This is a genomic window from Virgisporangium aurantiacum, assembly GCF_016863635.1.
Lineage (GTDB): Bacteria > Actinomycetota > Actinomycetes > Mycobacteriales > Micromonosporaceae > Virgisporangium > Virgisporangium aurantiacum.
The window spans coordinates 269,805-291,932 of the sequence record NZ_BOPG01000034.1 but is presented as its reverse complement, the minus strand read 5'-3'; the positions used below and the strand labels follow the sequence as shown (position 1 = coordinate 291,932).

25 protein-coding genes are annotated in these 22,128 nt (G+C 72.4%); 17 read left to right on the top strand and 8 right to left on the bottom strand.

All coding sequences use genetic code 11. The features are described from left to right. Positions 1 to 16 precede the first annotated feature (16 nt). The 3 genes from Vau01_RS29215 to Vau01_RS29205 are packed head-to-tail and all read right to left on the bottom strand — an operon-like array spanning position 17 to position 2,100. On the bottom strand, positions 17 to 613 hold the full coding sequence (locus Vau01_RS29215; RefSeq protein WP_203998946.1) for a TetR/AcrR family transcriptional regulator: 597 nt from the start codon (positions 611 to 613) through the stop codon (positions 17 to 19). A 22-nt stretch (positions 614 to 635) separates the two neighbouring features. After that, complete coding sequence (locus Vau01_RS29210; RefSeq protein ID WP_203998943.1) at positions 636 to 1,373, bottom strand: ABC transporter permease; 738 nt, start codon at positions 1,371 to 1,373, stop codon at positions 636 to 638. 1 nt (position 1,374) lies between these two features. After that, positions 1,375 to 2,100, bottom strand: coding sequence for an ABC transporter ATP-binding protein (locus Vau01_RS29205; RefSeq protein ID WP_203998941.1), 726 nt, complete (start codon positions 2,098 to 2,100; stop codon positions 1,375 to 1,377). Between the two features lie 118 nt (positions 2,101 to 2,218). Between Vau01_RS29205 and Vau01_RS29200 the strand changes: the two genes are divergently transcribed. The 9 genes from Vau01_RS29200 to trpA all read left to right on the top strand — a co-directional run bounded on the left by Vau01_RS29200 (position 2,219) and on the right by trpA (position 9,685). Then, entirely contained in the window at positions 2,219 to 2,602 is a 384-nt protein-coding gene (locus Vau01_RS29200) for a MerR family transcriptional regulator (RefSeq protein ID WP_239151940.1), read from the top strand. Beyond that, entirely contained in the window at positions 2,599 to 3,615 is a 1,017-nt protein-coding gene (locus tag Vau01_RS29195) for an aldo/keto reductase (protein ID WP_203998935.1), read from the top strand. The genes Vau01_RS29200 and Vau01_RS29195 overlap by 4 nt, the downstream gene beginning before the upstream one ends. Beyond that, positions 3,581 to 3,964 carry a phosphoribosyl-AMP cyclohydrolase gene (gene hisI / locus Vau01_RS29190; RefSeq protein ID WP_203998933.1) on the top strand — a complete coding sequence of 128 codons (384 nt, stop codon included), beginning with the start codon at positions 3,581 to 3,583 and terminating at the stop codon, positions 3,962 to 3,964. Before Vau01_RS29195 ends, hisI begins: the two co-directional genes overlap by 35 nt. Continuing rightward, positions 3,961 to 5,499, top strand: coding sequence for an anthranilate synthase component I (locus tag Vau01_RS29185; protein ID WP_203998931.1), 1,539 nt, complete (start codon positions 3,961 to 3,963; stop codon positions 5,497 to 5,499). The genes hisI and Vau01_RS29185 overlap by 4 nt, the downstream gene beginning before the upstream one ends. After that, positions 5,496 to 5,978: a Trp biosynthesis-associated membrane protein gene (locus Vau01_RS29180; protein ID WP_203998929.1), complete on the top strand. Its 483-nt coding sequence runs from the start codon at positions 5,496 to 5,498 to the stop codon at positions 5,976 to 5,978. Before Vau01_RS29185 ends, Vau01_RS29180 begins: the two co-directional genes overlap by 4 nt. Beyond that, positions 5,975 to 6,736 (top strand): class I SAM-dependent methyltransferase, encoded by a 762-nt coding sequence (locus tag Vau01_RS29175; protein ID WP_203998927.1) that lies wholly within the window; start codon positions 5,975 to 5,977, stop codon positions 6,734 to 6,736. Before Vau01_RS29180 ends, Vau01_RS29175 begins: the two co-directional genes overlap by 4 nt. 116 nt (positions 6,737 to 6,852) lie before the next feature. Continuing rightward, on the top strand, positions 6,853 to 7,704 hold the full coding sequence (trpC, locus tag Vau01_RS29170; protein ID WP_203998925.1) for an indole-3-glycerol phosphate synthase TrpC: 852 nt from the start codon (positions 6,853 to 6,855) through the stop codon (positions 7,702 to 7,704). After that, positions 7,701 to 8,915 (top strand): tryptophan synthase subunit beta, encoded by a 1,215-nt coding sequence (gene trpB / locus Vau01_RS29165; RefSeq protein ID WP_203998923.1) that lies wholly within the window; start codon positions 7,701 to 7,703, stop codon positions 8,913 to 8,915. Before trpC ends, trpB begins: the two co-directional genes overlap by 4 nt. Next, the gene (trpA, locus tag Vau01_RS29160) at positions 8,897 to 9,685 is read left to right on the top strand and encodes a tryptophan synthase subunit alpha (protein WP_203998921.1); all 789 of its coding nucleotides are present in this window, start codon (positions 8,897 to 8,899) and stop codon (positions 9,683 to 9,685) included. Before trpB ends, trpA begins: the two co-directional genes overlap by 19 nt. Here trpA and Vau01_RS29155 read toward each other — a convergent pair. Next, positions 9,675 to 10,142 (bottom strand): NUDIX hydrolase, encoded by a 468-nt coding sequence (locus Vau01_RS29155; RefSeq protein WP_203998918.1) that lies wholly within the window; start codon positions 10,140 to 10,142, stop codon positions 9,675 to 9,677. The genes trpA and Vau01_RS29155 overlap by 11 nt on opposite strands. A 78-nt stretch (positions 10,143 to 10,220) precedes the next feature. Between Vau01_RS29155 and lgt the strand changes: the two genes are divergently transcribed. Together lgt and Vau01_RS29145 are read left to right on the top strand one after the other, a co-directional pair. Beyond that, positions 10,221 to 11,297, top strand: coding sequence for a prolipoprotein diacylglyceryl transferase (gene lgt, locus Vau01_RS29150; protein ID WP_239151936.1), 1,077 nt, complete (start codon positions 10,221 to 10,223; stop codon positions 11,295 to 11,297). Between the two features lie 36 nt (positions 11,298 to 11,333). Continuing rightward, complete coding sequence (locus tag Vau01_RS29145) at positions 11,334 to 12,464, top strand: FAD-dependent oxidoreductase (RefSeq protein ID WP_203998915.1); 1,131 nt, start codon at positions 11,334 to 11,336, stop codon at positions 12,462 to 12,464. Here the strand turns inward: Vau01_RS29145 and Vau01_RS29140 are convergent. Next, entirely contained in the window at positions 12,461 to 13,921 is a 1,461-nt protein-coding gene (locus Vau01_RS29140; RefSeq protein ID WP_203998912.1) for an MFS transporter, read from the bottom strand. The genes Vau01_RS29145 and Vau01_RS29140 overlap by 4 nt on opposite strands. A 42-nt stretch (positions 13,922 to 13,963) precedes the next feature. On the opposite strand from Vau01_RS29140, the gene bioD reads away from it, so the two are divergent. Continuing rightward, positions 13,964 to 14,641, top strand: coding sequence for a dethiobiotin synthase (bioD, locus tag Vau01_RS29135; RefSeq protein WP_203998909.1), 678 nt, complete (start codon positions 13,964 to 13,966; stop codon positions 14,639 to 14,641). A 5-nt stretch (positions 14,642 to 14,646) separates the two neighbouring features. Here bioD and Vau01_RS29130 read toward each other — a convergent pair whose 3' ends face one another. Beyond that, positions 14,647 to 15,195, bottom strand: a complete 549-nt coding sequence (locus tag Vau01_RS29130; protein WP_239151935.1) for a hypothetical protein — start codon at positions 15,193 to 15,195, stop codon at positions 14,647 to 14,649. 88 nt (positions 15,196 to 15,283) lie between these two features. On the opposite strand from Vau01_RS29130, the gene Vau01_RS29125 reads away from it, so the two are divergent. Genes Vau01_RS29125 through Vau01_RS29105 form a run of 5 tightly spaced genes read left to right on the top strand, consistent with a single transcriptional unit; the run spans position 15,284 to position 20,612 of the window. Further along, positions 15,284 to 15,940 (top strand): response regulator transcription factor, encoded by a 657-nt coding sequence (locus Vau01_RS29125; protein ID WP_203998906.1) that lies wholly within the window; start codon positions 15,284 to 15,286, stop codon positions 15,938 to 15,940. After that, entirely contained in the window at positions 15,937 to 17,040 is a 1,104-nt protein-coding gene (locus tag Vau01_RS29120; protein WP_203998904.1) for a sensor histidine kinase, read from the top strand. Before Vau01_RS29125 ends, Vau01_RS29120 begins: the two co-directional genes overlap by 4 nt. A gap of 5 nt (positions 17,041 to 17,045) precedes the next feature. Further along, on the top strand, positions 17,046 to 17,942 hold the full coding sequence (locus tag Vau01_RS29115; protein ID WP_203998901.1) for a 2-hydroxyacid dehydrogenase: 897 nt from the start codon (positions 17,046 to 17,048) through the stop codon (positions 17,940 to 17,942). 36 nt (positions 17,943 to 17,978) lie between these two features. Then, positions 17,979 to 19,610 (top strand): MFS transporter, encoded by a 1,632-nt coding sequence (locus Vau01_RS29110; protein ID WP_203998898.1) that lies wholly within the window; start codon positions 17,979 to 17,981, stop codon positions 19,608 to 19,610. 30 nt (positions 19,611 to 19,640) lie between these two features. Continuing rightward, complete coding sequence (locus Vau01_RS29105; RefSeq protein ID WP_203998895.1) at positions 19,641 to 20,612, top strand: hypothetical protein; 972 nt, start codon at positions 19,641 to 19,643, stop codon at positions 20,610 to 20,612. A 16-nt stretch (positions 20,613 to 20,628) separates the two neighbouring features. Here Vau01_RS29105 and Vau01_RS29100 read toward each other — a convergent pair whose 3' ends face one another. Next, positions 20,629 to 21,441: a hypothetical protein gene (locus Vau01_RS29100; protein WP_203998892.1), complete on the bottom strand. Its 813-nt coding sequence runs from the start codon at positions 21,439 to 21,441 to the stop codon at positions 20,629 to 20,631. 70 nt (positions 21,442 to 21,511) lie between these two features. Next, complete coding sequence (locus Vau01_RS29095) at positions 21,512 to 22,123, bottom strand: SMI1/KNR4 family protein (RefSeq protein WP_203998890.1); 612 nt, start codon at positions 22,121 to 22,123, stop codon at positions 21,512 to 21,514. Positions 22,124 to 22,128 lie beyond the last annotated feature (5 nt).

Below are 22,128 nucleotides of genomic sequence, written 5' to 3'. Positions count from 1 at the left end.
GCGGATCAGTCACATTTCAGAAGAGCTTGAGCGGCTGGTCGAGGTAGCGCTGGATGTTCGGGCCGACGGCGGCGACGACCGCCTCCGGCGCGGCGCTGGCCAGCGGCTCCAGCTTGATCACGTATCGCATCATCGCCAGGCCGATCAGCTGGGACCCGATGAGGTTGCCGCGGGTGGGCACCTCGGACGGGTCGACGTCGAGGTGGTCGAGCGCCCGGCGGAGCACCTGGGTGGTGAGGAACTCGCGGAGCAGGCGGGCGGCCAGATCGCTGCGGACGGCGCTGCGCACCAGGGCCACCCCCGCCGCGCCGGCCGGGCCGTCCCAGATCGTGAGGAACATGCGGACCAGCCGTTCGCCCATGCCGTCGATGCCGCCGGCCGCCACCTGGGGCAGGATCTTCGCCGGATCGAGCGGGAAGTCCATCGCGGCGACGAACAGCTGGTCCTTCGTGCCGAAGTAGTGGTGCACCAGAGCGGGGTCGACCCCGGCCGCACCGGCGATCTGCCGGATCGAGGCGCCGTCGAAGCCGTTCTCCGCGAACGCGGAGCGGGCGGCCGACAGGATCGCCTCGCGGGTGTCCTGGCGGCCGGGTCGCCGTCCGGTGCGGGCCAACGGGTGCCTCCTCGGGTGCGGGTCAGGCGGTGCGCCGGCGAAGGGTAGCTGCTCCGGCGAGGAGGGCGACCACGACGCACCCGACGATGATGCCCAGATCCCGCCACAACGTGCCGGTGGGTTCCGCGTGGGCACCCACCTCCTGCAAGGCTTCCACGGAGTACGACATCGGCAACACGTCGCTGATCGCCTGCAGCCAGCCGGCCATCTGCGCGCGGGCCGTGAACAGGCCGCACAGGAGCACCTGCGGCAGGATGACGGCGGGCATGAACTGCACCGCCTGGAACTCCGAGCTGGCGAACGCGCTGAAGAACAGGCCGAGCGCGACGCCGAGCACCGCGTTGGTGATCGCGAGCACGATCACCAGCCACTGCTCGCCCAGCGTGTCGAGCCCGAGCAGCCAGTACGAGACCACCGAGACCACGACGGCCTGCACGGCGGCGGCCACCGCGAACGCCAGCCCGTAGCCGAACAGGATGTCGGCCTTGCCGATCGGCGTGGTGAGCAGGCGTTCCAGCGTGCCGCTGGTGCGTTCGCGGAGCATCGCCACGCTCGTCAGCAGGAACATGATGACCAGCGGGAACACGCCGAGCATGATCAGACCGATGTGGTCGAACAGCAGCGGCTTGTCCTCGAACAGGTAGCGCAGCAGCGTGAGCAGCACGGTCGGGATGACGATGATCATCGCGATGGTCCGCCGGTCGTGCCGCAACTGGCGCAGGATGCGTCCGGCGGTGAGCAGGGTCAGCCGGGGTGACATGTCAGGCCACCTTCTCCTTCTCGCTGGCCAGCACGAGGCGGAGGAACGCCTCGTCGAGGTCTTCGGTGCCGGCGGCGGAGCGCACGGCGGCGGGGGTGTCGTCGGCGATGAGGTCGCCGTCGCGGATCAGCAGCAGCCGGTCGCAGCGGCTCGCCTCGTCCATGACGTGGCTGGAGACGATCAGCGTGGTGCCGGCGGCGGCCAGGGCGCGGAACCGGTCCCACAACTCGTTGCGCAGCACCGGGTCCTGCCCGACCGTCGGTTCGTCGAGGACGAGCAGGTCGGGCTCGCTCACCAGTGCGCAGGCGAGCGACGCGCGGGCGTGCTGGCCGCCGGAGAGCGTGCCGACCAGCTGACCGGCGGCGTCGGCGAGCCCGACGTCGGCGATCGCCTGGTCGGCCCGGGCGGCGCCGACGCCGAACAGGCTGGCGAAGTACCGGGCGTTCTCGCGCACGGTGAGGTCTGCGTAGACGCTCGGCGCCTGGGTGAGGTAGCCGATGCGCCGGCGCAGCGGCGGCGCGCCGGCCGGCTGGCCGAACACGAGCACCTGACCGGACCGGATCTTCTGGACGCCCACGATGCTGCGCAGGAGCGTCGTCTTTCCACTGCCGCTGGGACCGAGCAGGCCGGTGACCATGCCGGCCTCGATGGTGCAGGTCAGGCCGTGCAGCACCGGCTTGGCGCCGCGGGTGACGACCAGGTCGCGCACCTCGACCGCGTGTTCCATACCGATCTCCATTCAACGGGTGTTGAATTCAACGGTAGGTGAAATACCGGTGATCGCGCAAGACGGGACTTCGAGTGCCCTTGACTTAGAGCGCACTCGAAGTAGGAGGCTGGAGGACGTGAGCATCGGAACGGCACGTGCGTACACCGTCAGCGAGGTCTCGGCCCAGACCGGCCTCTCCGCCCACACCCTGCGCTGGTACGAACAGGTCGGCCTGCTCGACCCGGTGCACCGTGACGCCGCCGGCCGCCGCCGTTACAGCGAGGACGACCTCGGCCGGCTCGGCTTCCTGCTCAAGCTCAGGTCCACCGGCATGCCGGTGCGCGACATGATCCGGTTCGTCGAGCTCAGCCGGCTCGAGAACGACGCCGGGGTCGCGGAGAAGCTGCAGATCCTGGTCGACCACCGGGAGCGCGTCCTCACGCAGATCAACGCGTTGCAGGAGGACCTGAAGGTCATCGAATTCAAGATCGACATCTACTCGGGAATCGAGGCGTCATGAAGCAGCGCATTCTTGGAGCGAACGGTCCGTCGATCGGTGCGGTCGGGCTGGGCTGCATGTCCTTCAGCGACGTGTACGGGGTCGCCGACGACGACGAGTCGATCGCGACCGTCCACCGGGCGCTGGACCTCGGCATGAACCACCTCGACACGTCGGACATGTACGGCGCCGGCCACAGCGAGGAGGTGGTGGGCCGGGCGATCAAGGGCCGCCGCGACGACGTGTTCCTCGCGACCAAGTTCCTCACCCGGTACGGGCCGAACGCGAACCGGTCGAACTGGATGTCGCCCGACTCGGGCCGCTGGCAGGACACGTCACCCGAGTGGGTGCCGCAGGCCTGCGAGGCCTCCCTCACACGGCTGGGCGTCGACGTCATCGACCTGTACTACATGCACCGCAAGCTGCCCGAGGTCGAGATCGAGGACACCGTCGGCGCGATGGCGAAGCTGGTCGAGGCCGGCAAGGTCCGTCACCTCGGCCTCAGCGAGGTGTCGCCGGCGACGCTGCGCCGGGCCCACGCCGTCCACCCGATCGCGGCCGTGCAGGTGGAGTACTCGCTGTTCAGCCGCGACCCGGAGGACGAACTCCTGGACACCTGCCGCGACCTCGGCGTCGCCCTGGTGGCCTACTCGCCGTACGGGCGCGGCCTGCTGACCGGCACGGTCACCCGTGACTCCCTGCGCGAGGGCGGTGACTTCCGGTCCGTCGCCGCGCCCCGCTACACGGCCGAGAACATCGACCGGAACCTGAAGCTGGTCGACACCGTGCGCGCGGTGGCCGACGAGGTGGGCTGCACGCCGGCGCAGGTGGCGCTCGCCTGGGTGCTGGCGCAGGGCGACGACATCCTCCCGATCCCGGGCACCCGCCGGGCGAAGTACGTCGAGGAGAACACGGCGGCCACCGAGGTCAAGCTGACGGCGCGGCAGATCGCCACGCTGATCGACGGAATCCCCCGCGACGCGGTCGCCGGCGACCGCTATGGGGAGGCAGGTATGCGGGCGGTCAACCTGTAGCTGTCACAATGGCACGGTGTTACCTGACGAGGTCGCCCGGCAGCTGAAGCGCAACGCAGACGGGCTGATCCCCGCGATCGTCCAGGAGAACGGCACCGGTGAGGTGCTCATGCTGGCCTGGATGAACGACGAGGCACTGCACCGCACGCTCACCACCGGCCGGGCCACCTACTGGTCGCGCAGCCGGGGCGAGTTCTGGGTCAAGGGCGAGACGTCGGGGCACCACCAGCACGTGCGCTCGGTCAAGGTCGACTGTGACGGCGACACGCTGCTGCTCACGGTCGACCAGACCGGGGCGGCCTGCCACACCGGCGCGCACAACTGCTTCTTCACGGAGCTGACGAAATGACCACCGGCGGGGTCGCGCCCGACGAGGCCACGTTCCGGCAGTTGGCCCGGCGGCGGCGGGTGGTCCCGGTGGTGCGGCGGTTGCTCGCCGACGCCGAGACGCCGGTGGGCGTCTACCGGAAGCTGGCCGGCGGGCCGGGCACGTTCCTGCTGGAGTCCGCCGAGCAGGGCAGCGGATCCGGTTCCGGCAAGGCGAGCGCGGTCTGGTCGCGGTACTCGTTCGTCGGGGTGCGCAGCGCGGCGACGCTCACCGAGCGGAACGGCGCGGCGGTCTGGCTGGGCACCCCGCCCGACGGCCTCGGTGACCACCCGGATCCGGCGACGGCGCTGCGGGAGACCGTCGCCGCGCTCACCGGGCCCGACCCGGAGGACCTCGACCTGCCGCCGCTGTCCGGCGGGCTGGTCGGTTTCCTCTCCTACGACTTCGTGCGGCGCATCGAGCGGCTGCCCGAGCTCGCGGAGGACGATCTCGGCCACCCCGAGCTCGGGATGATGCTCGCCACCGACCTGGTGGCGCTGGACCACTACGAGGGCGTCGCGATCCTCATCGCCAACGCGGTCGTCCCGGCCGACGCCACCGACCACGATCTCACCGCCGCCTACCACCAGGCGATCGGCCGGCTCGACGCGATGACCACGGCCATGTCGCGGCCCACCCCGCCGATGGTGTCCACAGTGGACAAACCGACGCGGGAGGCGGCGACGAGCCGCACCGAACCGGGCGGCTACCCGAAGGCCGTCGAGAAGGCCATCGAGGCGATCCGGGCCGGCGAGTGCTTCCAGATCGTGGTGGCGCAACGGTTCGAGCGGCCGACCACGGCCGATCCCGTCGACGTGTACCGCGTCCTGCGTGCCACCAACCCCAGCCCGTACATGTACCTGCTGCGGTTCGACGGCTTCGACGTCGTCGGCTCCTCGCCCGAGGTGCACGTCAAGGTCACCGGGAGAAGGGCGCTGCTGCACCCGATCGCCGGCACCCGGTGGCGCGGCGCCACCGCGGAGGAGGACGCCGCGCTCGCGGCCGAACTGATGGCCGACCCGAAGGAACGCGCCGAGCACGTGATGCTCGTCGACCTGGCCCGCAACGACCTCGGGCGGGTGTGCGTGCCGGGCACGGTCGAGGTGCCAGAGTTCGCGACCGTCGAGCGGTACAGCCACGTGATGCACATCGTCTCCACGGTGGTCGGCGAGCTTCAGGAGAGCCGCACCGCGTTCGACGTGCTCGCCGCCACATTCCCGGCGGGCACGCTCAGCGGCGCGCCGAAGGTGCGCGCGATGGAGATCATCGAGGAGCTCGAACCCACCCGGCGCGGCCTGTACGGCGGCGTCGTCGGCTACTTCGGGTTCGGCGGCGACATGGACACCGCGATCGCGATCCGCACCGCGCTCCTGCGCGACGGGGTCGCCTACGTGCAGGCCGGCGCCGGCATCGTCGCCGACTCCGATCCGGTGGCGGAGGAGACCGAGTCGCGCAACAAGGCGGCCGCGGTGCTCGGCGCGATCGCCGCCGCGGAGACCCTGAAACCCGCGCGATGAAACGGGAACGCGGGTACGCCGTGACCGCCGCCGTGGTCGGCGCGGGCGCCGCCCTCCTGGCCGCGTCGCGCGGGTGGTGGGACGCGGGAGCGGATCCGGTTCCGGGGACGTTCGGACCTGCGGCCGACCAGGTGACCGGGAGCGACCGCTACCCGTGGCTCGCCGCGCTGGCGTTGGTGGCGCTCGCCGGCGGTGGTGCCCTGCTCGCCACGAAAGGCTTTGTGCGGACGGTGATCGGCGGCCTGCTGCTGTTCTCGGGCGTCGGCATCGTGCTCGCGGTGGCGCTCGCGGTGGCGCGCGACGCCGCGCCGTTCTGGCCGATCGTGGCCGCGCTGGGCGGGCTCGCGGTGTTCGACGCCGGCTGGCTCACCGTCTACAAGGGACGGTCGTGGGCGACGATGGGCGCCCGCTACGAGCGAAGCACGAAACAGCCGAGCATGTGGGACGAACTCGACCACGGCCGGGACCCGACGGCATGAACGTCTTCGACTTTCCGCGGGCGTACGAGATGGCGTTCTCGTACCGCGACGTGCCGCACGAGGTCGACGCGTTGCTGAAGTGGCACGGCGGCGGCGTCGCCAGCGCCCTGGAGGTCGCCGCGGGACCCGCCGACCATGCGCTCGAACTGGTGGCGCGCGGGCTCAGCGCGTCCACGATGGACCTGAACCCCGCGATGTGCGTGCGCGCGGCCGAGCGCGCGACCGAGCGTGGCCTCGCGCTGCTGAGCGTGACCAACGCCGACATGGTCGCCTTCGATCTCGGCCGCGAGTTCGACCTGGTGTTCTGCCTGATCGACTCGCTGGCGTACGTGCTCGACCTGGAGTCGCTCACCGCGCACCTGGCCTGCGTGCGGCGCCACCTCGCGCCCGGCGGCGCCTACGTGGTGGAGACGCTGCACCCGGCCGACGGGTTCGGCGTCGGCCAGCACACCGAGACCGACTGGACGGTGGAGCGCGACGGCGTGCGGGTCCGGGTGCGCTGGGGACAGGGTGACGAGCCGATGGACCCGGTGACCCAGGTGACCAACGCGGTGGTGACCATCGATGTCTGCGGACCGTGGGGCGAGCAGCGCATCGAGGAGACGATGGCGCAACGCTTCTGGACCCGCGACGAACTGCGTGCGGCGGCCCGCCTGGCGGGGCTCGAGGTGACGGCGCAGTACGGCGACTTCGACGGCGGTGCGATCGACGCGGAACGCGCCTGGCGGATGATCAGTGTGCTGCGGCCCGGCGGATAGTCCGTTTCGTGACCGGAACGGGCACTTCAAGGGGTGCATTATGCCTTACCGCTGGTGGTGGGCCAGCGCGTACCCCGGACGCCCCGCTGCTCGGCCAGGCAAATAGCATCGCTCGCATGACACCCGAAGAGGGGAGTCCGCAGATCCCGAACGAGGGCGGTCGGGTCCTTGACGACATCCTGGTCGGAGTGCGCGAGGACGTAGCGACACGGCAGGCCGAGGTCCCGCTCGAGCGCATCAAGGAACTCGCTGCGGCGGCGCCACCCCCACGCGACGCGTACACGCTGCTCCGTGCGCCCGGTGTCGGGGTCATCGCGGAGGTCAAGCGGTCCTCGCCGTCGAAGGGCCGGTTGGCCGACATTCCCGATCCTGCGGCACTCGCCCGCGAATACGCGGCCGGCGGCGCGCGCTGCATCAGCGTGCTCACCGAGGGCCGCCGGTTCGGCGGCAGCCTCGACGACCTCACGGCCGTGCGAGCCGCGGTCGAGGTGCCGTTGCTGCGCAAGGACTTCGTGGTCTCCAGCTACCAGATCCACGAGGCCCGCGCCTACGGCGCCGACCTGGTGCTGCTCATCGTGGCGGCGCTCGACGACAACACGCTCAGCGGCCTGCTCGACCGCATCGAGAGCCTGGGCATGACCGCGCTCGTCGAGGTGCACGACGAGGAGGAGGCCGACCGGGCGCTCACCGCCGGTGCCCGCGTCATCGGCGTCAACGCGCGCGACCTGCGCACGCTGGAGGTCGACCGGTCGGCGTTCGAGCGGATCGCGCCCGGGCTGCCGTCCAAGGTCGTGAAGATCGCCGAGTCCGGTGTCCGCGGACCGCACGATCTGATCCGGTACGCGTCGGCCGGCGCCGACGCGGTGCTCGTCGGCGAGGGCCTGGTGACGCAGAAGAGCCCGCGCGACGCGGTGGCCGAACTGGTGACGGCCGGCAGCCACCCGGCGACGCCCCGGCCCGTGCGATGACGGCTTCGGTCGCCGGGCTGATGCCCGACGCCTTTGGACACTTCGGCAAGTTCGGCGGGCGGTTCGTGCCGGAGGCGCTGATCGCCGCGCTCGAGCAGCTCGACGCCGCGTACCGGCACGCGATGGCCGACGAGGCGTTCCAGGTGGAGTTCGGCCGGTTGCTCCGGGACTACGCCGGGACGCCGTCGATGCTGTACCACGCCGAGCGGCTGTCGTCGCACGCTCAGGCGCGGGTTCTGTTGAAGCGGGAAGATCTCAACCACACCGGCGCGCACAAGGTGCGCAACGTGCTCGGCCAGGCGCTGCTCACCAAGCGGATGGGCAAGCCGCGGGTGATCGCCGAGACCGGTGCCGGCCAGCACGGGGTCGCGTCGGCCACCGCGTGCGCGCTGCTCGATCTCGAGTGCGTCGTGTACATGGGCGAGGAGGACACCCGGCGGCAGGCGCTGAACGTGGCGCGGATGAAGCTGCTCGGCGCCACGGTGATCCCGGTGTCGACGGGCTCGAAGACGCTGAAGGACGCGATCAACGAGGCGCTGCGCGACTGGGTGACCAACGTCGACAGCACCCATTACCTGCTCGGCACCGCCGCCGGCCCGCACCCGTTCCCGGCCATGGTGCGCGACTTCGTGCGCGGCATCGGCGTCGAGGCCCGGCAGCAGACGCTCGACAAGTTCGGTGTGCTGCCCGACGCGGTCGCCGCGTGCGTGGGCGGCGGGTCGAACGCGATCGGCGCGTTCCACGCGTTCATCCCCGACGAGTCGGTGAAGCTGTACGGGTTCGAGGCCGGCGGCGACGGGGTCGACACCGGCCGGCACGCCGCCAGCATCACCGGCGGGTCCACCGGCGTGCTGCACGGCGCCCGCACGTTCCTGCTCCAGGACGACGACGGGCAGACCGTCGAGTCGCACTCGATCTCGGCCGGGCTGGACTATCCGGCCGTCGGGCCGGAGCACGCGTGGCTGCACGACCTCGGCCGGGCGATCTACGAGCCGGTCACCGACGCCGAGGCGATGGCCGCGTTCAAGTTGCTGTGCGCCACCGAGGGGATCATCCCGGCGATCGAGAGCGCGCACGCGCTCGCGGGCGCCCTGCGGATCATCCCCACGCTCACCGGGGAACTGGGCCGCGAGCCCACCGTCCTGGTCTGTCTGAGCGGTCGCGGCGACAAGGATGTCGAGACCGCCGGCTCATGGTTCGAGGTGCTGTGAGCGTTTCTGATGCGTTCGGCAAGGGGCGGCCCGCGCTGATCGGGTATCTGCCCGCCGGTTTCCCGTCCGTCGACGGCGCGGTCGACGCGATCACCGCGATGATCTCCGCCGGGGTCGACGCCGTCGAGGTCGGCTGGCCGTACTCCGACCCGGTGATGGACGGCCCGGTGATCCAGCGGGCCACCGAGGCGGCGCTGGCTCTCGGCATCCGGTCGGCCGACGTGCTGCGCACGGTCGAGCGGGTGGCCGGCGCGGGGGCGCCGGTGGTGGTGATGACCTACTGGAACCTGGTCGAGCGGTACGGGGTGGCGCGGTTCGCCCGCGACCTGGCCGCCGCCGGTGGCGCCGGCCTCATCACCCCGGACCTGATCCCGGACGAGGCCGCCGAGTGGATCGCCGCGGCCGACGACCACAAACTCGACAAGATCTTCCTGGTGTCGCCGTCGTCGACCGATGCGCGCGTGAAGGCCACCGCCGCCGCGTGCCGCGGCTTCGTGTACGCGACCGCGGTCATGGGCGTCACCGGCGCGCGTGACCAGGTGTCGTCGTCGGCGCCCGATCTGGTCGCCCGGGTGCGCGCGGTGAGTGACACGCCGGTCGCGGTGGGGCTGGGCGTGCGCGACGGTGCGCAGGCGGCAGCGGTCGGCGCGTACGCCGACGGGGTCATCGTGGGCAGCGCGCTGGTCTCGGCACTGGCCGAGGGTGGCGTGACGGCGGTCGGCGCTCTCGCGGCCGAGCTGGCCGCGGGCGTCGCGGGCGTCAGACGCTGACGGCTTCCGGAATCTCGGGTTCCTTGTCGCGCTCGACGGCGCACACCACACCCGAGCGGCCCTCGGTGGCATGGGCCAGGGCGTGCCGCGTGGTGGCGGTCATGGGTTCCGGCAGGTCGTCGGGGGCGTGCCAGGAGAGGCGCGCGATCCGGGGCGAGTTGACCGCCACGTCGGAGGCCGACAGGCGACCGCGGAACACGTAGGTCAGGACGTCGGGAAGGTCGTCGCCGCAGCCGTCGCCGGTGAGCCGGTACAGCCCGACCAGGTCGACGATCTCGGTCTCGCACCCGGTCTCTTCGCGGATGTCGCGGATGGCGGCGTGGATGGGGTCTTCGTCTGTGCGGATCTTGCCACCGGGGAGGCCCCAGAGCCGGTGACCGTGACGCTGCTGGCAGAGGAGGACGCGGCCGGCTTCGTCGGTGATCACCGCACCGACGGCCGATGTGAGGGAGTTCATAGGAGGAAAGCCTAGAACCGGGCGCGACGCCGCACCAGGCCAACGGCGGACCGGGGGTCGACGGTAGCGTGTGCACCCGTGAACCTCGCCGCCATCCCCAGCCCTACCCAGAGCGTCTGGCACCTGGGGCCGCTGCCACTGCGCGCCTACGCGGTATGCATCATCCTCGGCATCGTCGCCGCGTGCGTGGTCACCGAGTACCGCATGCGTGCGCGCGGAGCCCCGAAGTCCCTGGTCCTCGACCTCGCGGTGTGGGCCGTGCCGGCCGGCATCATCGGCGCCCGGATCTACCACGTGATCACCTCGCCCGAGGCCTACTTCGGCGCCGACGGCGACCCGGTGCGCGCCCTCTACATCTGGGAGGGCGGGCTCGGTGTCTGGGGCTCGGTGCTCGGCGGCGCGGTCGGCGCCTGGATCGCCTGCCGGCGGCTGGGCATCCCGCTGTCGTTCGTGGCCGCCTGCCTGGCGCCCGGCCTGCCGCTGGCGCAGGGCATCGGCCGGCTGGGCAACTGGTTCAACAACGAGTTGTACGGGGGCGCGACCACGCTGCCGTGGGGCCTCAAGGTCTACGAGTTCGACACGGCGTCGGGCAAGGCGGTCGAGACGGCCACCGGCGAGCCGTCGGTGCTCGGCACGTACCACCCGGCGTTCCTGTACGAGCTGGTGTGGGACTTCGGCGTGGCGCTGCTCGTCTGGCAGCTCGACAAGCGGTTCCGGTTCGGCAAGGGCAAGGCGTTCGCGGTGTACGTGATGGCGTACTGCGTCGGCCGGTTCTGGATCGAGCTGATGCGCACCGACCCGGCGAACCACATCCTCGGCATGCGGCTCAACAACTGGACCGCGATCGTGGTGTTCCTCGGCGCGCTGATCTACTTCCTGCGGGTCAAGGGGCCGCAGGAGTACCTGCGGGTCGACGAGGACGGCACGATCACCGTGATACCGGCGCCGGGCTCACCCGCGTCCGCTGAAACCGGGACCGGGCCCGAGGCCGCGATCGAGACCGCGACCGACACCGACACCGACGACGACGCCGAGGTCGCGGACGAACCCGACGACGAGCCCGACGGGGTCGATCTCAGCAAGGAACCCGACGAATCCGGCGACGAACCGGATACCGGCGACAGCGAGCCGGCACAGTCCCGTCCCGGCACCTAGGTGGCCGCGCGCACGGCTGTTGTCGTCGGGGCCGGCATGTCCGGCCTTGCGGCGGCGGGCGCGCTGGCCCGGACCGGCTGGCGGGTCACGCTGCTCGAACGGGCCGACCGGCTGCGCCAGGGCCGGGCCGCCGTGCTGCTGTGGCCGAACGCGCTGCGGGCGCTCGCGTCGCTCGGGCTCGGCGGCGCCGGGGGCATCGACGCGATCGCCACGCCGGTGCCGCCGGTGGGCGTCCGCCGTCCCGACGGGCGCTGGCTGCACGAGCCCGACGGAACCGCGCCGCCGGTGGTGGCGGTGCACCGGGCCGACCTGCACGACATGCTCGTCGCCGGGCTCGGCGACCAGGTGGAGATCTGCACCGGCGTCACGATCCGGACGACGCGGCCCACGACCAAGCGGCCCGGGGTCAGCGACGGCACCACCACGTGGGAGGCCGACCTGATCGTCGGCGCCGACGGGGCCGACAGCGTGCTGCGCCGCCGCCTCGCCCCGGCGGCGACGCTGGTCAGCGGCGGGTACGCGCTGTGGCGGGCGGTGATCCCGTGGTACCGGGTGCCGAGTCTCGGCGACAACCTGGCCGGCGAGTTGATCGGCGACGGGCACCGGTTCAGCTACGCGAGCCTCGGCGACCGGGGGGAGAAGCGCGGTGGCGTCTCCTGGTTGGCGGCGGCGCCGGGCGCGGCCCGTCCGGAGCCGGCCGAGACCCAGCTGACGCTGCTGCGCCGGTGGTTCGCCGGGTGGCATCCGCCGATCGGCGACCTGCTCGCCGCCACCGAGCCGGAAGACCTGGTGCAGGAGACGGTGCGCGACCTGCGTCCGGTGCCGCGCCTGGCGCACGGCGCGGGCCGGGGCGGCTACGTGCTGGTCGGCGACGCGGCGCACGCGATGTCGGCGCACGCCGGGCAGGGTCCGGGCCTGGCGACGGAGGACGCGGCCACGCTGCAGGCGGTGCTGCACGGCGTGGTGCCGGGCGGCTCGCTGGGCGAGGCTCTCGACGACTTCGCCCGGCTGCGCTCGGCCCGGGTCAACCGGATGTCGTCGCACGTCCGGCGCCTGGACGCCGCCCTGCACTCGCGGGGCCGCTTCTCGGTGGGCAGCCGCTTCGCTCCCCGCCTGCTCGACCGGGTGGCCGCCGTCGCGGCCGACTGGGACCCCCCGTCCCGCTAGCGGGCGGCCTCGTTCGGCTGGAGTTGCGGGGCGGTGAAGCCGCAGTGGGTGCACTTGGAGACGTCGACGTCGGGCGCCGGCGCGGCCCGGGGTTCCGGGCGGATCATGACCGCGGCCAGCGCGGCGCCGGCCAGGAGCAGCCCGGCGCAGATGAGCATCGCCGTGCGGAAGCCGCTCGCGAACCGGTCGACGTCGGTGTAGTTGGCGCCGGCCAGGCCCGCCACCACCGGGATCACCGCGACCGCGAGCAGCCCGGCGACCCGGGCGACCGCGTTGTTGACCCCGGACGCCACGCCCGAGTGCCCGGGCGGCGCCGAACTCAGCACGGTGGCGGTGAGCGGCGCGACCAGCGTCGACAGCCCCAGGCCGAAGACGACGACGGCGGGCAGCACGTCGACCACGTACGACGCCTTCTCGTCGACCCGCAACGTGAGCAGGGCGCCCGCGGCCGCGAACAGGAGCCCGACGATCAGCAGCGGACGGGCGCCCACCCGGTCGGCCAGCGCGCCGGCCCGCGCCGACAGCAACAGCATGAGCACCGTGGCCGGCAGCATCGCGGTACCGGCGAGCAGCGGCGAGAACCCGGCCACCACCTGGAGGTGCAGCACCAGCAGGAAGAAGAAGACGCCGAGGGCGGCGTAGGTCGCGAACGTCACCAGGTTGATCGCGGTGAACCGGCGGCTGGCGAACATGTCCAGCGGCACCAGCGGGTGGTCGGAGCGGCGCTGAACCAGCACGAACGCGGCGAGCAGCGCGGCACCGGCGACGACGGTGCCCACGACCAGCGCGTCGAGGCCCGCGCCGGCGCGGATCAGGCCGTAGGTGAGCAGCCCCAGCCCGGCCGCGGCGAGCACGCTGCCCGGGATGTCGATGCGTTTGGGCGCCGACTCGTCGCGGGACTCCGGCACGTGGCGGGCCGAGACCAGCAGCACGACGGCCGCGAACGGCAGGTTGACCAGGAAGACCGCCCGCCAGTTCCACTCGACCAGCCAGCCACCGGCGAACGGGCCGACCGCACCGGCGACGCCGCCGAGCGCCGACCAGGCACCCACCGCGCGGGACCGGTCGGCGGGGTCGAACGTCGCGGCGATGATCGCCAGGCTTCCCGGCGTGAGCAGCGCACCACCGACGCCCTGGAGGGCCCGGCCGACGGCGAGCAGTTCGACGGTCGGCGCCAGCCCGCACAGCACCGAGGCGAGCGCGAACCACGTGACGCCGACCTGGAAGATCTTCCGCCGGCCGTAGTGGTCGCCAAGAGATCCGCCGAGAAGGATGAATGCGGCGAGCGTGAGGGTATAGGCGTTGACGACCCACTGCAGCCCGCTGAATCCGGCGTCGAGATCGGCACCCAGCCGGGGGAGTGCGACGTTGACCACGGTGGCGTCCAGCATGACCATGCTCGACCCGAGAACCGTGGCCAGTAGCACCCATCGAGCGGGCGCGGTCCCCATACGCATGCACGTAATCTACAGATCACCGCCGTCCGAAAGGGTTTTCCCGTGGCAGTTCTGCTGGTCACCGGCACCGACGCCGCCGTGGGCAAGACCGTCGTCACCGCCGCGGTGGCGGCCGCGGTTGGCGCGTCCGGCGCCAGCGTCGCGGTCCTCAAACCGGCGCAGACGGGCGCCCGGCCCGGTCGCGAGTCCGATGTGGACACCGTGCGCCGGCTGGCCGCGCCCGCCCACGCCCGGTCGCTGGCTGAGTACAGCGAGCAGCTGCCGCCGCTCGCGGCCGCCCGGGCCACCGGCAAGCCACCGGTGGCCCTCGACGACGTGCTGCTCGCCGTCGAGGAGCTCGACGCGGAGCACGACCTGGTGGTGGTCGAGGGCACCGGCGGGCTGCTCGTCCCGATGGGCGACGGGTGGACGACCGCCGACCTGGCCCAGCAGCTCGGCGGGCTGGCCCTGGTGGTGGCGCGGCCCGAGCTGGGCGCGATCAACCACACGGCGCTGACGCTCGAGGCGCTGTCGCACCGCGGCTGCCCGGCCTACGTGGTGATCGGTGCCTGGCCGGTCGCGCCCGACGCGGTGCACCGGATGGTGCTCGCCGACCTGCCCGGTACCCGGGCCGGCGTGGTGCCCGACGGCGCGGTGGGCTGGCCGCCGGAGCGGTTCCGGCGGGCGGCGCCGTCGTGGTTCGCGCCGGGCTTCGCGGCCGCGGTGACGGTGGAACCCTGAGCGTCTCAGCCGTTGGTGTCCAGGCCGGGGCCGCCGTCGGCACCGGGCGGCGGGGCGTACTTCTGGCACGCCTTGTCGGCGGCCTGGTAGGACGGGCTCGCCGGGTCGAGGCCGGACGTGTTGCCGTCGGCCTGGATGCCCTGGTCGGTCGGGTCCGGGAAGTTCTCGACGCCGTTGTCCCGCATGCACTTCGCGTACGCGCGCAGCTGCTCCAGCCGCTGCGGGTCGAGTTTCTGCGGCTCGCCGCCGTTGGGCTCGTACTGCCGGCAGGCCTGCGCCGCCTTCTCCACCTTCGCCGGGTCGAGGCCCTCGAGGTCGATGCTCTGGCCGCCCTTGTCGTTGAACTTCGGGTCGGGGTAGTCGGGCACGCCGTTCTCGCGCATGCACCGCGCGTGTCTCAGCGCCTGCTCCTTCTGGTCCTTGGGCGCCGCGGCCGAGGCGCTGGCCTTCGCGCCCGCGTCGCCGGCCGTGGCGACGCCGTCGCCGCCGTTCTTCCCGCCGCAGCCGGCCACCGCCAGCAGGAGGGTGATGAATACCAGAGCGATCGTCCTCATGCGGAGGAGTACAGCGGGGCGGCCATTTCCCGGCCGTCACCGGAAACGCTTACGCCGAGGTGACGCCGCCCGCTGCGACGATGACCCCGTGCGCATCCTGGTGGTCGAGGACGAACCCCTGCTCGCGGACGCGGTCGCGACGTGGCTGCGCGGCGACGCGCACGCCGTCGACGTGACGCACGACGGCGGCGCGGCCCTGGAACGGATCGGGCTGCACGACTACGACGTGGTGGTGCTCGACCGCGACCTGCCGGTGGTGCACGGCGACGACGTGTGCCGGGTGCTCGTCGACGACGGCGCCACGCCCCGGGTGCTGATGCTCACCGCCGCGACCGACGTCGCGGACCGCGTCGCCGGCCTCGCGCTCGGCGCCGACGACTATCTGCCCAAGCCGTTCGCGTTCGCCGAGCTGTCCGCGCGGGTGAATGCGCTGGGACGCCGGGCGCGGCCCGCGGCACCGCCGGTGCTCGCCCGCGCGGGCATCCGGCTGGACCCGCACCGGCGCGAGGTGTTCCGCGACGGCCGGTACGTGCCGCTGTCGCGCAAGGAGTTCGCGGTGCTCGCCGAGCTGCTGCGGGCCGACGGCGCGGTCGTCTCCGCCGAGCACCTGCTGGAGAAGGCGTGGGACGAACACGCCGACCCGTTCACGCACGCGATCCGGATGGCGATCCTGAAGCTGCGTCGCAAGCTCGGCGATCCGCCGGTGGTGCTGACCGTGCCGGGCGTGGGGTACCGGATCCCGTGAGGCTCACCATCCGGGCCCGGCTCACGCTCGTGTACGGCGGGTTGTTCCTGGTGGCCGGCCTCGCGCTGGTCGGGGTCACGTACCTGCTCGTGGCCGGGCGGGTGCCGGGCGAGGAGAGCACGTCGGTCGCGGGGTCACCGCCCGAGACGAAGGCCCCGCCCACGTGGTCGCACGTGGTCGACGACACCTGGGACGACGCCCTGGACGCGCTGCTCGCGGGTGGCCTCGTCGCGCTGGCCGTGGTGGGCGGGGTGGCCGTCGCCGTCGGCTGGCTGCTCGCCGGGCGGCTGCTGCGCCCGCTGCACCGCGTCACCGAAACGGCCCGCCGGATCGCCGTCTCGCCCGCGCGCGGCCTGCACGAGCGCATCTCGCTGGTCGCGCCGGAGGACGAGCTCAAGGAGCTGGCGGACGCGTTCGACGTCATGATCGAGCGGCTGGACCGGTCGTTCGACAGCCAGCGGCGGTTCATCGCCAACGCGTCGCACGAGCTGCGGACGCCGCTCGCCGTGAACCGGGCGCTGATCGAGGTCGCCGTCCTGCAGCGGCCGGAGGTGCGCGACCTCGGCGCCACGCTGCTCGACGTCTCGGCCCGGCACGAGCGGCTGATCGACGGGCTGCTCCTGCTCGCCCGGTCGGAGCACGAGGTGATCGACCGGGCCTACGTCGACCTGGCGGATCTGGTGGAGCGCGTGGCCGACGACGCCTCCGTGGACGCCGAGCTCGGGCCCGCGCCGACGACCGGGAACGCGGTCCTCCTGGAACGACTGGTGCAGAACCTGGTCGACAACGCCGTGCGCTACAACGTTCCGGGCGGGTGGGTCCGGGTGACGAGCGGCGCGTCCGGCGACCGGGCCCTGCTGGAGGTGCGCAACACCGGGCCGGTGGTGCCCGGGTACGAGATCCCGGGGCTGTTCGAGCCGTTCCGCCGGTACCCGCGTCGCCCGGCCGGCGGCGGCCCAGGTGGTAGTACCGCCGGTGCCGGGCTCGGGCTGTCGATCGTCCGCGCGATCGTGACCGCGCACGGCGGCGACGTCCGCGCGGAGCCCAACCCCGGCGGGGGCCTGATCGTGACGGTGACGCTGCCGCGTCCGCTACCGTGATCCCCGTGCGTGTCTGGGTTCCGTATTCCGGGGTGGTGGGCCGGCTGCCGGCCGGTCTGTCGGTCGACGTCTACGACAGCGGCGACGAGCCGCCGGACACGCTCGACGAGGTCGAGTTCTACGTGGCGCCGTACACGTTCGACCTCGCGCCGCTGGAGCTGATCAAGCGGATGCCCGCGCTGCGCGTGGTGCAGACGCAGACCGCCGGCTTCGAGCACGTGCTGCCGTACCTGCCCGACGGGGTCACGCTGTGCAACGCCGGCGGCGTCCACGACACCAGCACGGCGGAACTCGCCGTGACGCTCATGCTGGCGTCGCTGCGCGGCATCCCCAGCTTCGTGCAGGGCCGCGACCAGCAGGACTGGCGCTTCGGTTGGTACGACGCGCTCGCCGACCGCACGGTGCTGCTGGTCGGCTACGGCGGCATCGGCAAGGCCGTCGACCAGCGGCTGGCCGGCTTCGAGGTCGACGTGCTGCGGGTGGCCCGCTCGGCGCGCGACGGCGTGGCCGAGATGGCCGACCTGCCCCGCCTGCTGCCCCGCGCCGACGTGGTGGTGCTGTGCGTTCCGCTCACCGCCGACACCCGGGGACTGGTCGACGCCGAGTTCCTCGGTCGGATGCGCGACGGCGCGCTGCTGGTGAACGTCTCGCGCGGGCCGGTGGTCGACACCGACGCCCTGCTGGCCGAGCTCTCCGGCGGACGCCTGCGCGCCGCGGTCGACGTCACCGATCCGGAGCCACCGCCGGCCGGACATCCACTGTGGACGGTGCCGGGGCTGCTGATGAGCCCGCACGTGGGCGGCAGTTCGTCGGCGTTCCGGCCGCGCGTGGAGAAGGTCATCGTCGACCAGGTGCGCCGCTTCGCCGCGGGTGAACCGCTGCGGTACGTGGTGCGCGACTGAGGCGCGATCGCCGCATCCGGCGTACCGTGATCCGGTGTGAGTGATCAGGCCAAACCGGCGGCCCACACCGACACCGAGCTCAAGCACAGCCCCTGGCTGGTGCTGGTGATCCTGTGTCTCGGCTTCTTCATGATCCTGCTCGACACCACGATCGTGAACGTCGCGATCCCGGCGATGAGCGACAGCCTGCACGCGTCGCTGGCCGACGTGCTGTGGATCCTGAACGCCTACATCCTCGTCTACGCGGTGCTGCTGATCACCGCCGGCCGCCTCGGTGACCTCTACGGCCCGAAGCGGCTGTTCATGGTCGGCCTGGTGGTCTTCACCGGCGCGTCGGTGGCGTGCGGGTTCGCGCAGAACCCCGACCAGCTCATCGTGTTCCGGGTGCTGCAGGGCATCGGCGGCGCGCTGTTGACGCCGCAGACACTGTCGGTGCTCACCGTGATCTTCCCGCCCGACAAGCGCGGTGCCGCGTTCGGGATCTGGGGCGGGGTCGCCGGCATCGCGACGCTGGCCGGGCCGGTGATGGGCGGCTGGCTGGTCACCGACTTCGGGTGGCGATGGATCTTCTTCGTCAACCTGCCGGTCGGCATCGTCGCGCTGGTCGGTGCCGCGATCGTGATGCCCGACCTCAAGCTCAACCGCCGACACAAGCTCGACTGGCTGGGCACGGTCCTGGTCACCGCGGCCCTGTTCCTGATCACGTTCGGGCTGATCGAGGGCCAATCGCACGACTGGGGCGAGGTCTGGGGACCGATCACGATCGTCGAGATCATCGCGGCCGGCGTCGTGCTGCTCGCCGCGTTCTTCTGGCACCAGTGGGCCGTCCGCGAGAGCGAGCCGCTCGTGCCGTTCCAGATCTTCCGCGACCGCAACTTCAGCGTCATGAACTACGTCGCCGCCGCGATCGCGTTCGGCATGCTCGGCCTGTTCCTGCCGCTCACGATCTTCCTGCAGTCGGTGCTCGGCCTGTCCGCGCTGCAGGCCGGCCTCACGTTCGCGCCGATGTCGCTGATCTCGATGTTCATCGCGCCGTTCGCGGGGCGGCTGTCGGACAAGACGGGCGGCAAGGCGATCCTGTTCGTCGGGCTGAGCCTGTTCTCGCTGGGCATGGGCGTGCTGATCGCGTCCTCGCACGTCGACTCCACTCAGTGGCATCTGCTGCCGGGCCTGGTGATCGCGGGCGTCGGCCTGGGTCTCACGTTCGCGCCGCTGCAGACGGTGGCGATGCGCAACGTCGAACCGCGGATGGCCGGTGCGGCGTCCGGGATCATCAACACCACCCGGCAGTTGGGCGGTGTGATCGGGTCGGCGGCCGTCGGCGCGTTGCTGCAGGCCCAGCTCACCGACAAGATCGGTGACGCGGCGCGGGCGGAGTCGGCGGCGCTGCCACCGGCGCAGCGCGAGGAGTTCCTCACCCGGTTCGCCGGGTCGGCCGGCAACCTCGACATCGGCAGTTCGGCCGGTGGTGTCACGTTCCCGCCGGGCACGCCGCCGCAGGTCGTGGAGCTGGCGACGAAGATCTTCCACACCGGATTCGTCAACGGCATGCGGGTGACGCTGTGGCTGCCGATCGTGGTGCTCGCGTCGGGTGCGCTGTCGGTGCTGCTCGTGCGGAAGCGGCAGCGCCAGAGCCAGCCGGAGCCCGCTTATAGCTCGCAGGATTGAACATATCGCGTTGCGGTATATAGTGAACTCGTGACGCCTTTGGAACGGCGGTGCCGCCGCCTGCTGTGGTTGTTGCCGCCGGGCGAACGGGAGGCCCGGGGCGAGGAACTCGTCGGGCTGCTCTGCGACGTGAGCGGCGGCCGGTCGCGTCCGCACCGCGCGGAGGTGCTGGCGTTGATCTGGCTGGCGCTGCGGTTACGGCTGCGAACCACGCGCACGCCGGTGGTGATCTTCGGAACGGCGGTACTCATCGCCGCCGCCACCCAGTCGCTGGGTCGCCTGATCGACCAGCACACCGGTGCGGTGCTGGAGCGCGACATGGGCCCGTTCCGCGACGGGCTTCCCCTCGATCTCGGCGTCGCGCTGGTTCCGCTGGTGGTCGCGGTCGCGTGGCTCGCCGGCGCGGTGCGGGTCGCGCTGGCCGTGTGCGGGACGCTGCTCGTCGTCCTGACCGCGCTGTTCGCGACCACCGTCGGCGACGTGCTGAGCGGCCCGTACGCGGCGGAGAACATGCGCACCCTGCTGCTCTTCATGTCGGCGCCGGTGGGGGTCATGGCGATGCTGGTGGCCGCCCGGCGGCTGGGCTGGACGCCGCCGCGGCCGCTGGCGCTGTGGCTGGTGCTGCTCGGGCTGTCCGTGCTGGCGTGGAAGGGCGTCGGCGAATGGGGCCGGCACGGCGTGTACTTCGCTCCGTGGACGTACTGGGCGGTGAGCGTCGTCGGTCTGGTGGCCGGGGCGGCGGCAGGACTGTGGCTGGCGCGCCGCCACCGGTGGCCGGTGATGCTGATCGCGGCGATGGCCGGTGGCGGCCTCGGTGAGCTGCTGGGCGGCTGGCCGCCGGTGGCCAACGCGCTCGTCGTCGGCGTCTTCGACGATCAACCGCTGCCGCTCGCGCTGGTGCTGGTCGCGGTCGGCGGGCCGGCCCACCTGCTGATGGAGCGGCTGCGCCCGGCTCGGGGCCCGTCGGCACCGCCGGCCGAGGGACTCCCGGCCGCCGGCTGAGGTCATTCGGCCCGGATCATTCGGCCCGGATCATCCGGACCAGGGCGCGCAGGCCGGTGAGCAGTTCCTGGTGGTCGCTCACGCCGTTGAGGGTCGCGTCGACGTGGCGGGCCACCCGGTCGAGCGTGCGGCGGAGGTCGTCGTCGGCCGTGCGGGCGGCGGCCCGGTCGGTGGCCTGCGCGTCCGCCAGCCGGGCGAGGTCGGCGGTCAGCTGGGTCCGCACGTGCGCGAGGTCCGCGGCCCGGCGGCGGAGGTCGTCGTCGACGCCCGTCAGCCGGTGGTCGGCCTGTTCGCGGAGGGCGGTCAGGTCGCGGTCGAGGTCGTCGACCCGGCTCTTCAGCGTCAGCACGTCGTCGCGGGGGAACGTGGTCTCGCGTTCGAGCGTGCTGATCCGCTGCCGCAGGTGGGCGAAGTACGCCGAGGCGGGCCGCAGCACCGTCGACAGCAGGAAGAAGCCGGCCAGGTAGTACCCGACCACCTCGCCGGTCGCGTACGCCACCACGGCCGTCACCGCGGCCGTGCCGACGTGCCCGCCGATCGCGAACCGCAGCATCCACCGGGCGATCCGGCGCGCCTCCGCGATCCGCTCCGGCCGCACCACGATGCCGCGTCCGGTCGACTCCGTCTGCTCGGCGGCGACCCGCCGGGCACCGAAATACAAGTTCCAGGGGACGGTGACCAGCACGGCCGCCCACGTCAACGCCGCGACGGTCGCGCCCACCGTCCACAGCACCTCCGGTGCCACGCCCGCCAACCGCCCGAGCCAGGCGAACAGCAGCGCCGTACCGGCCGCCGCCACGACGACCACCCACCACCGCGTCAGGTTCATGCGGTCCAGCCTCGGCCACCGGCCGTCCGCGCGGATCCGCCCGGCTACTCAGGCCGCCCTGAGTACCGGCTCACTCGTGGATCGGGAACATCTCCGCGTAGGGGTCGGGCTCGCCGGTCATCGGGTCGAGCCCGGCGACCAGCCGGCGACGCTGCTCACGCCGGCTGATGAACGGCGCCGGCCGCCCCCACAACGACGCGTCGCCGAGCGGGCAGCGGTCGAACTCCGCGCGCATCAGCCGGACGATGAACCGGACCATGCCACAGTCGAACAGCGCCCAGTGCGTCTCGTCCGAGCTCATGTGGCGACGCCACACGACCACCGGCCACGCGTCGGGATCCGGGCCGGTCGTCAGCCAGCCGAGCAGGTTGGCGTTGCACCCGCCGCCCCAGGGCAGCACGTCTCCGGCGACCCCGGTGACGCCGCCGTCCTCGTTCCACAGGGTGCGGAACTCGTCGGTCTCGGTCGCGATGCTCGGGCCGATGACATCGATCTCCATGGGTGGCAGGACGACCATGTTCAGGATGTCGCCGACGCCGTAGGTGTCCAGGAACGACCGGTAGTCGGCCGGCAGTCGGGTGCCGAGGCTCGCCTCGGCGGCGGTCCAGTCGATCCGCTCGGTGCCCCCGGGTTCCATCGGCACGAGCGCCCGCAGTTCCACGACATCGGAATGCTCAGCCACGGCCG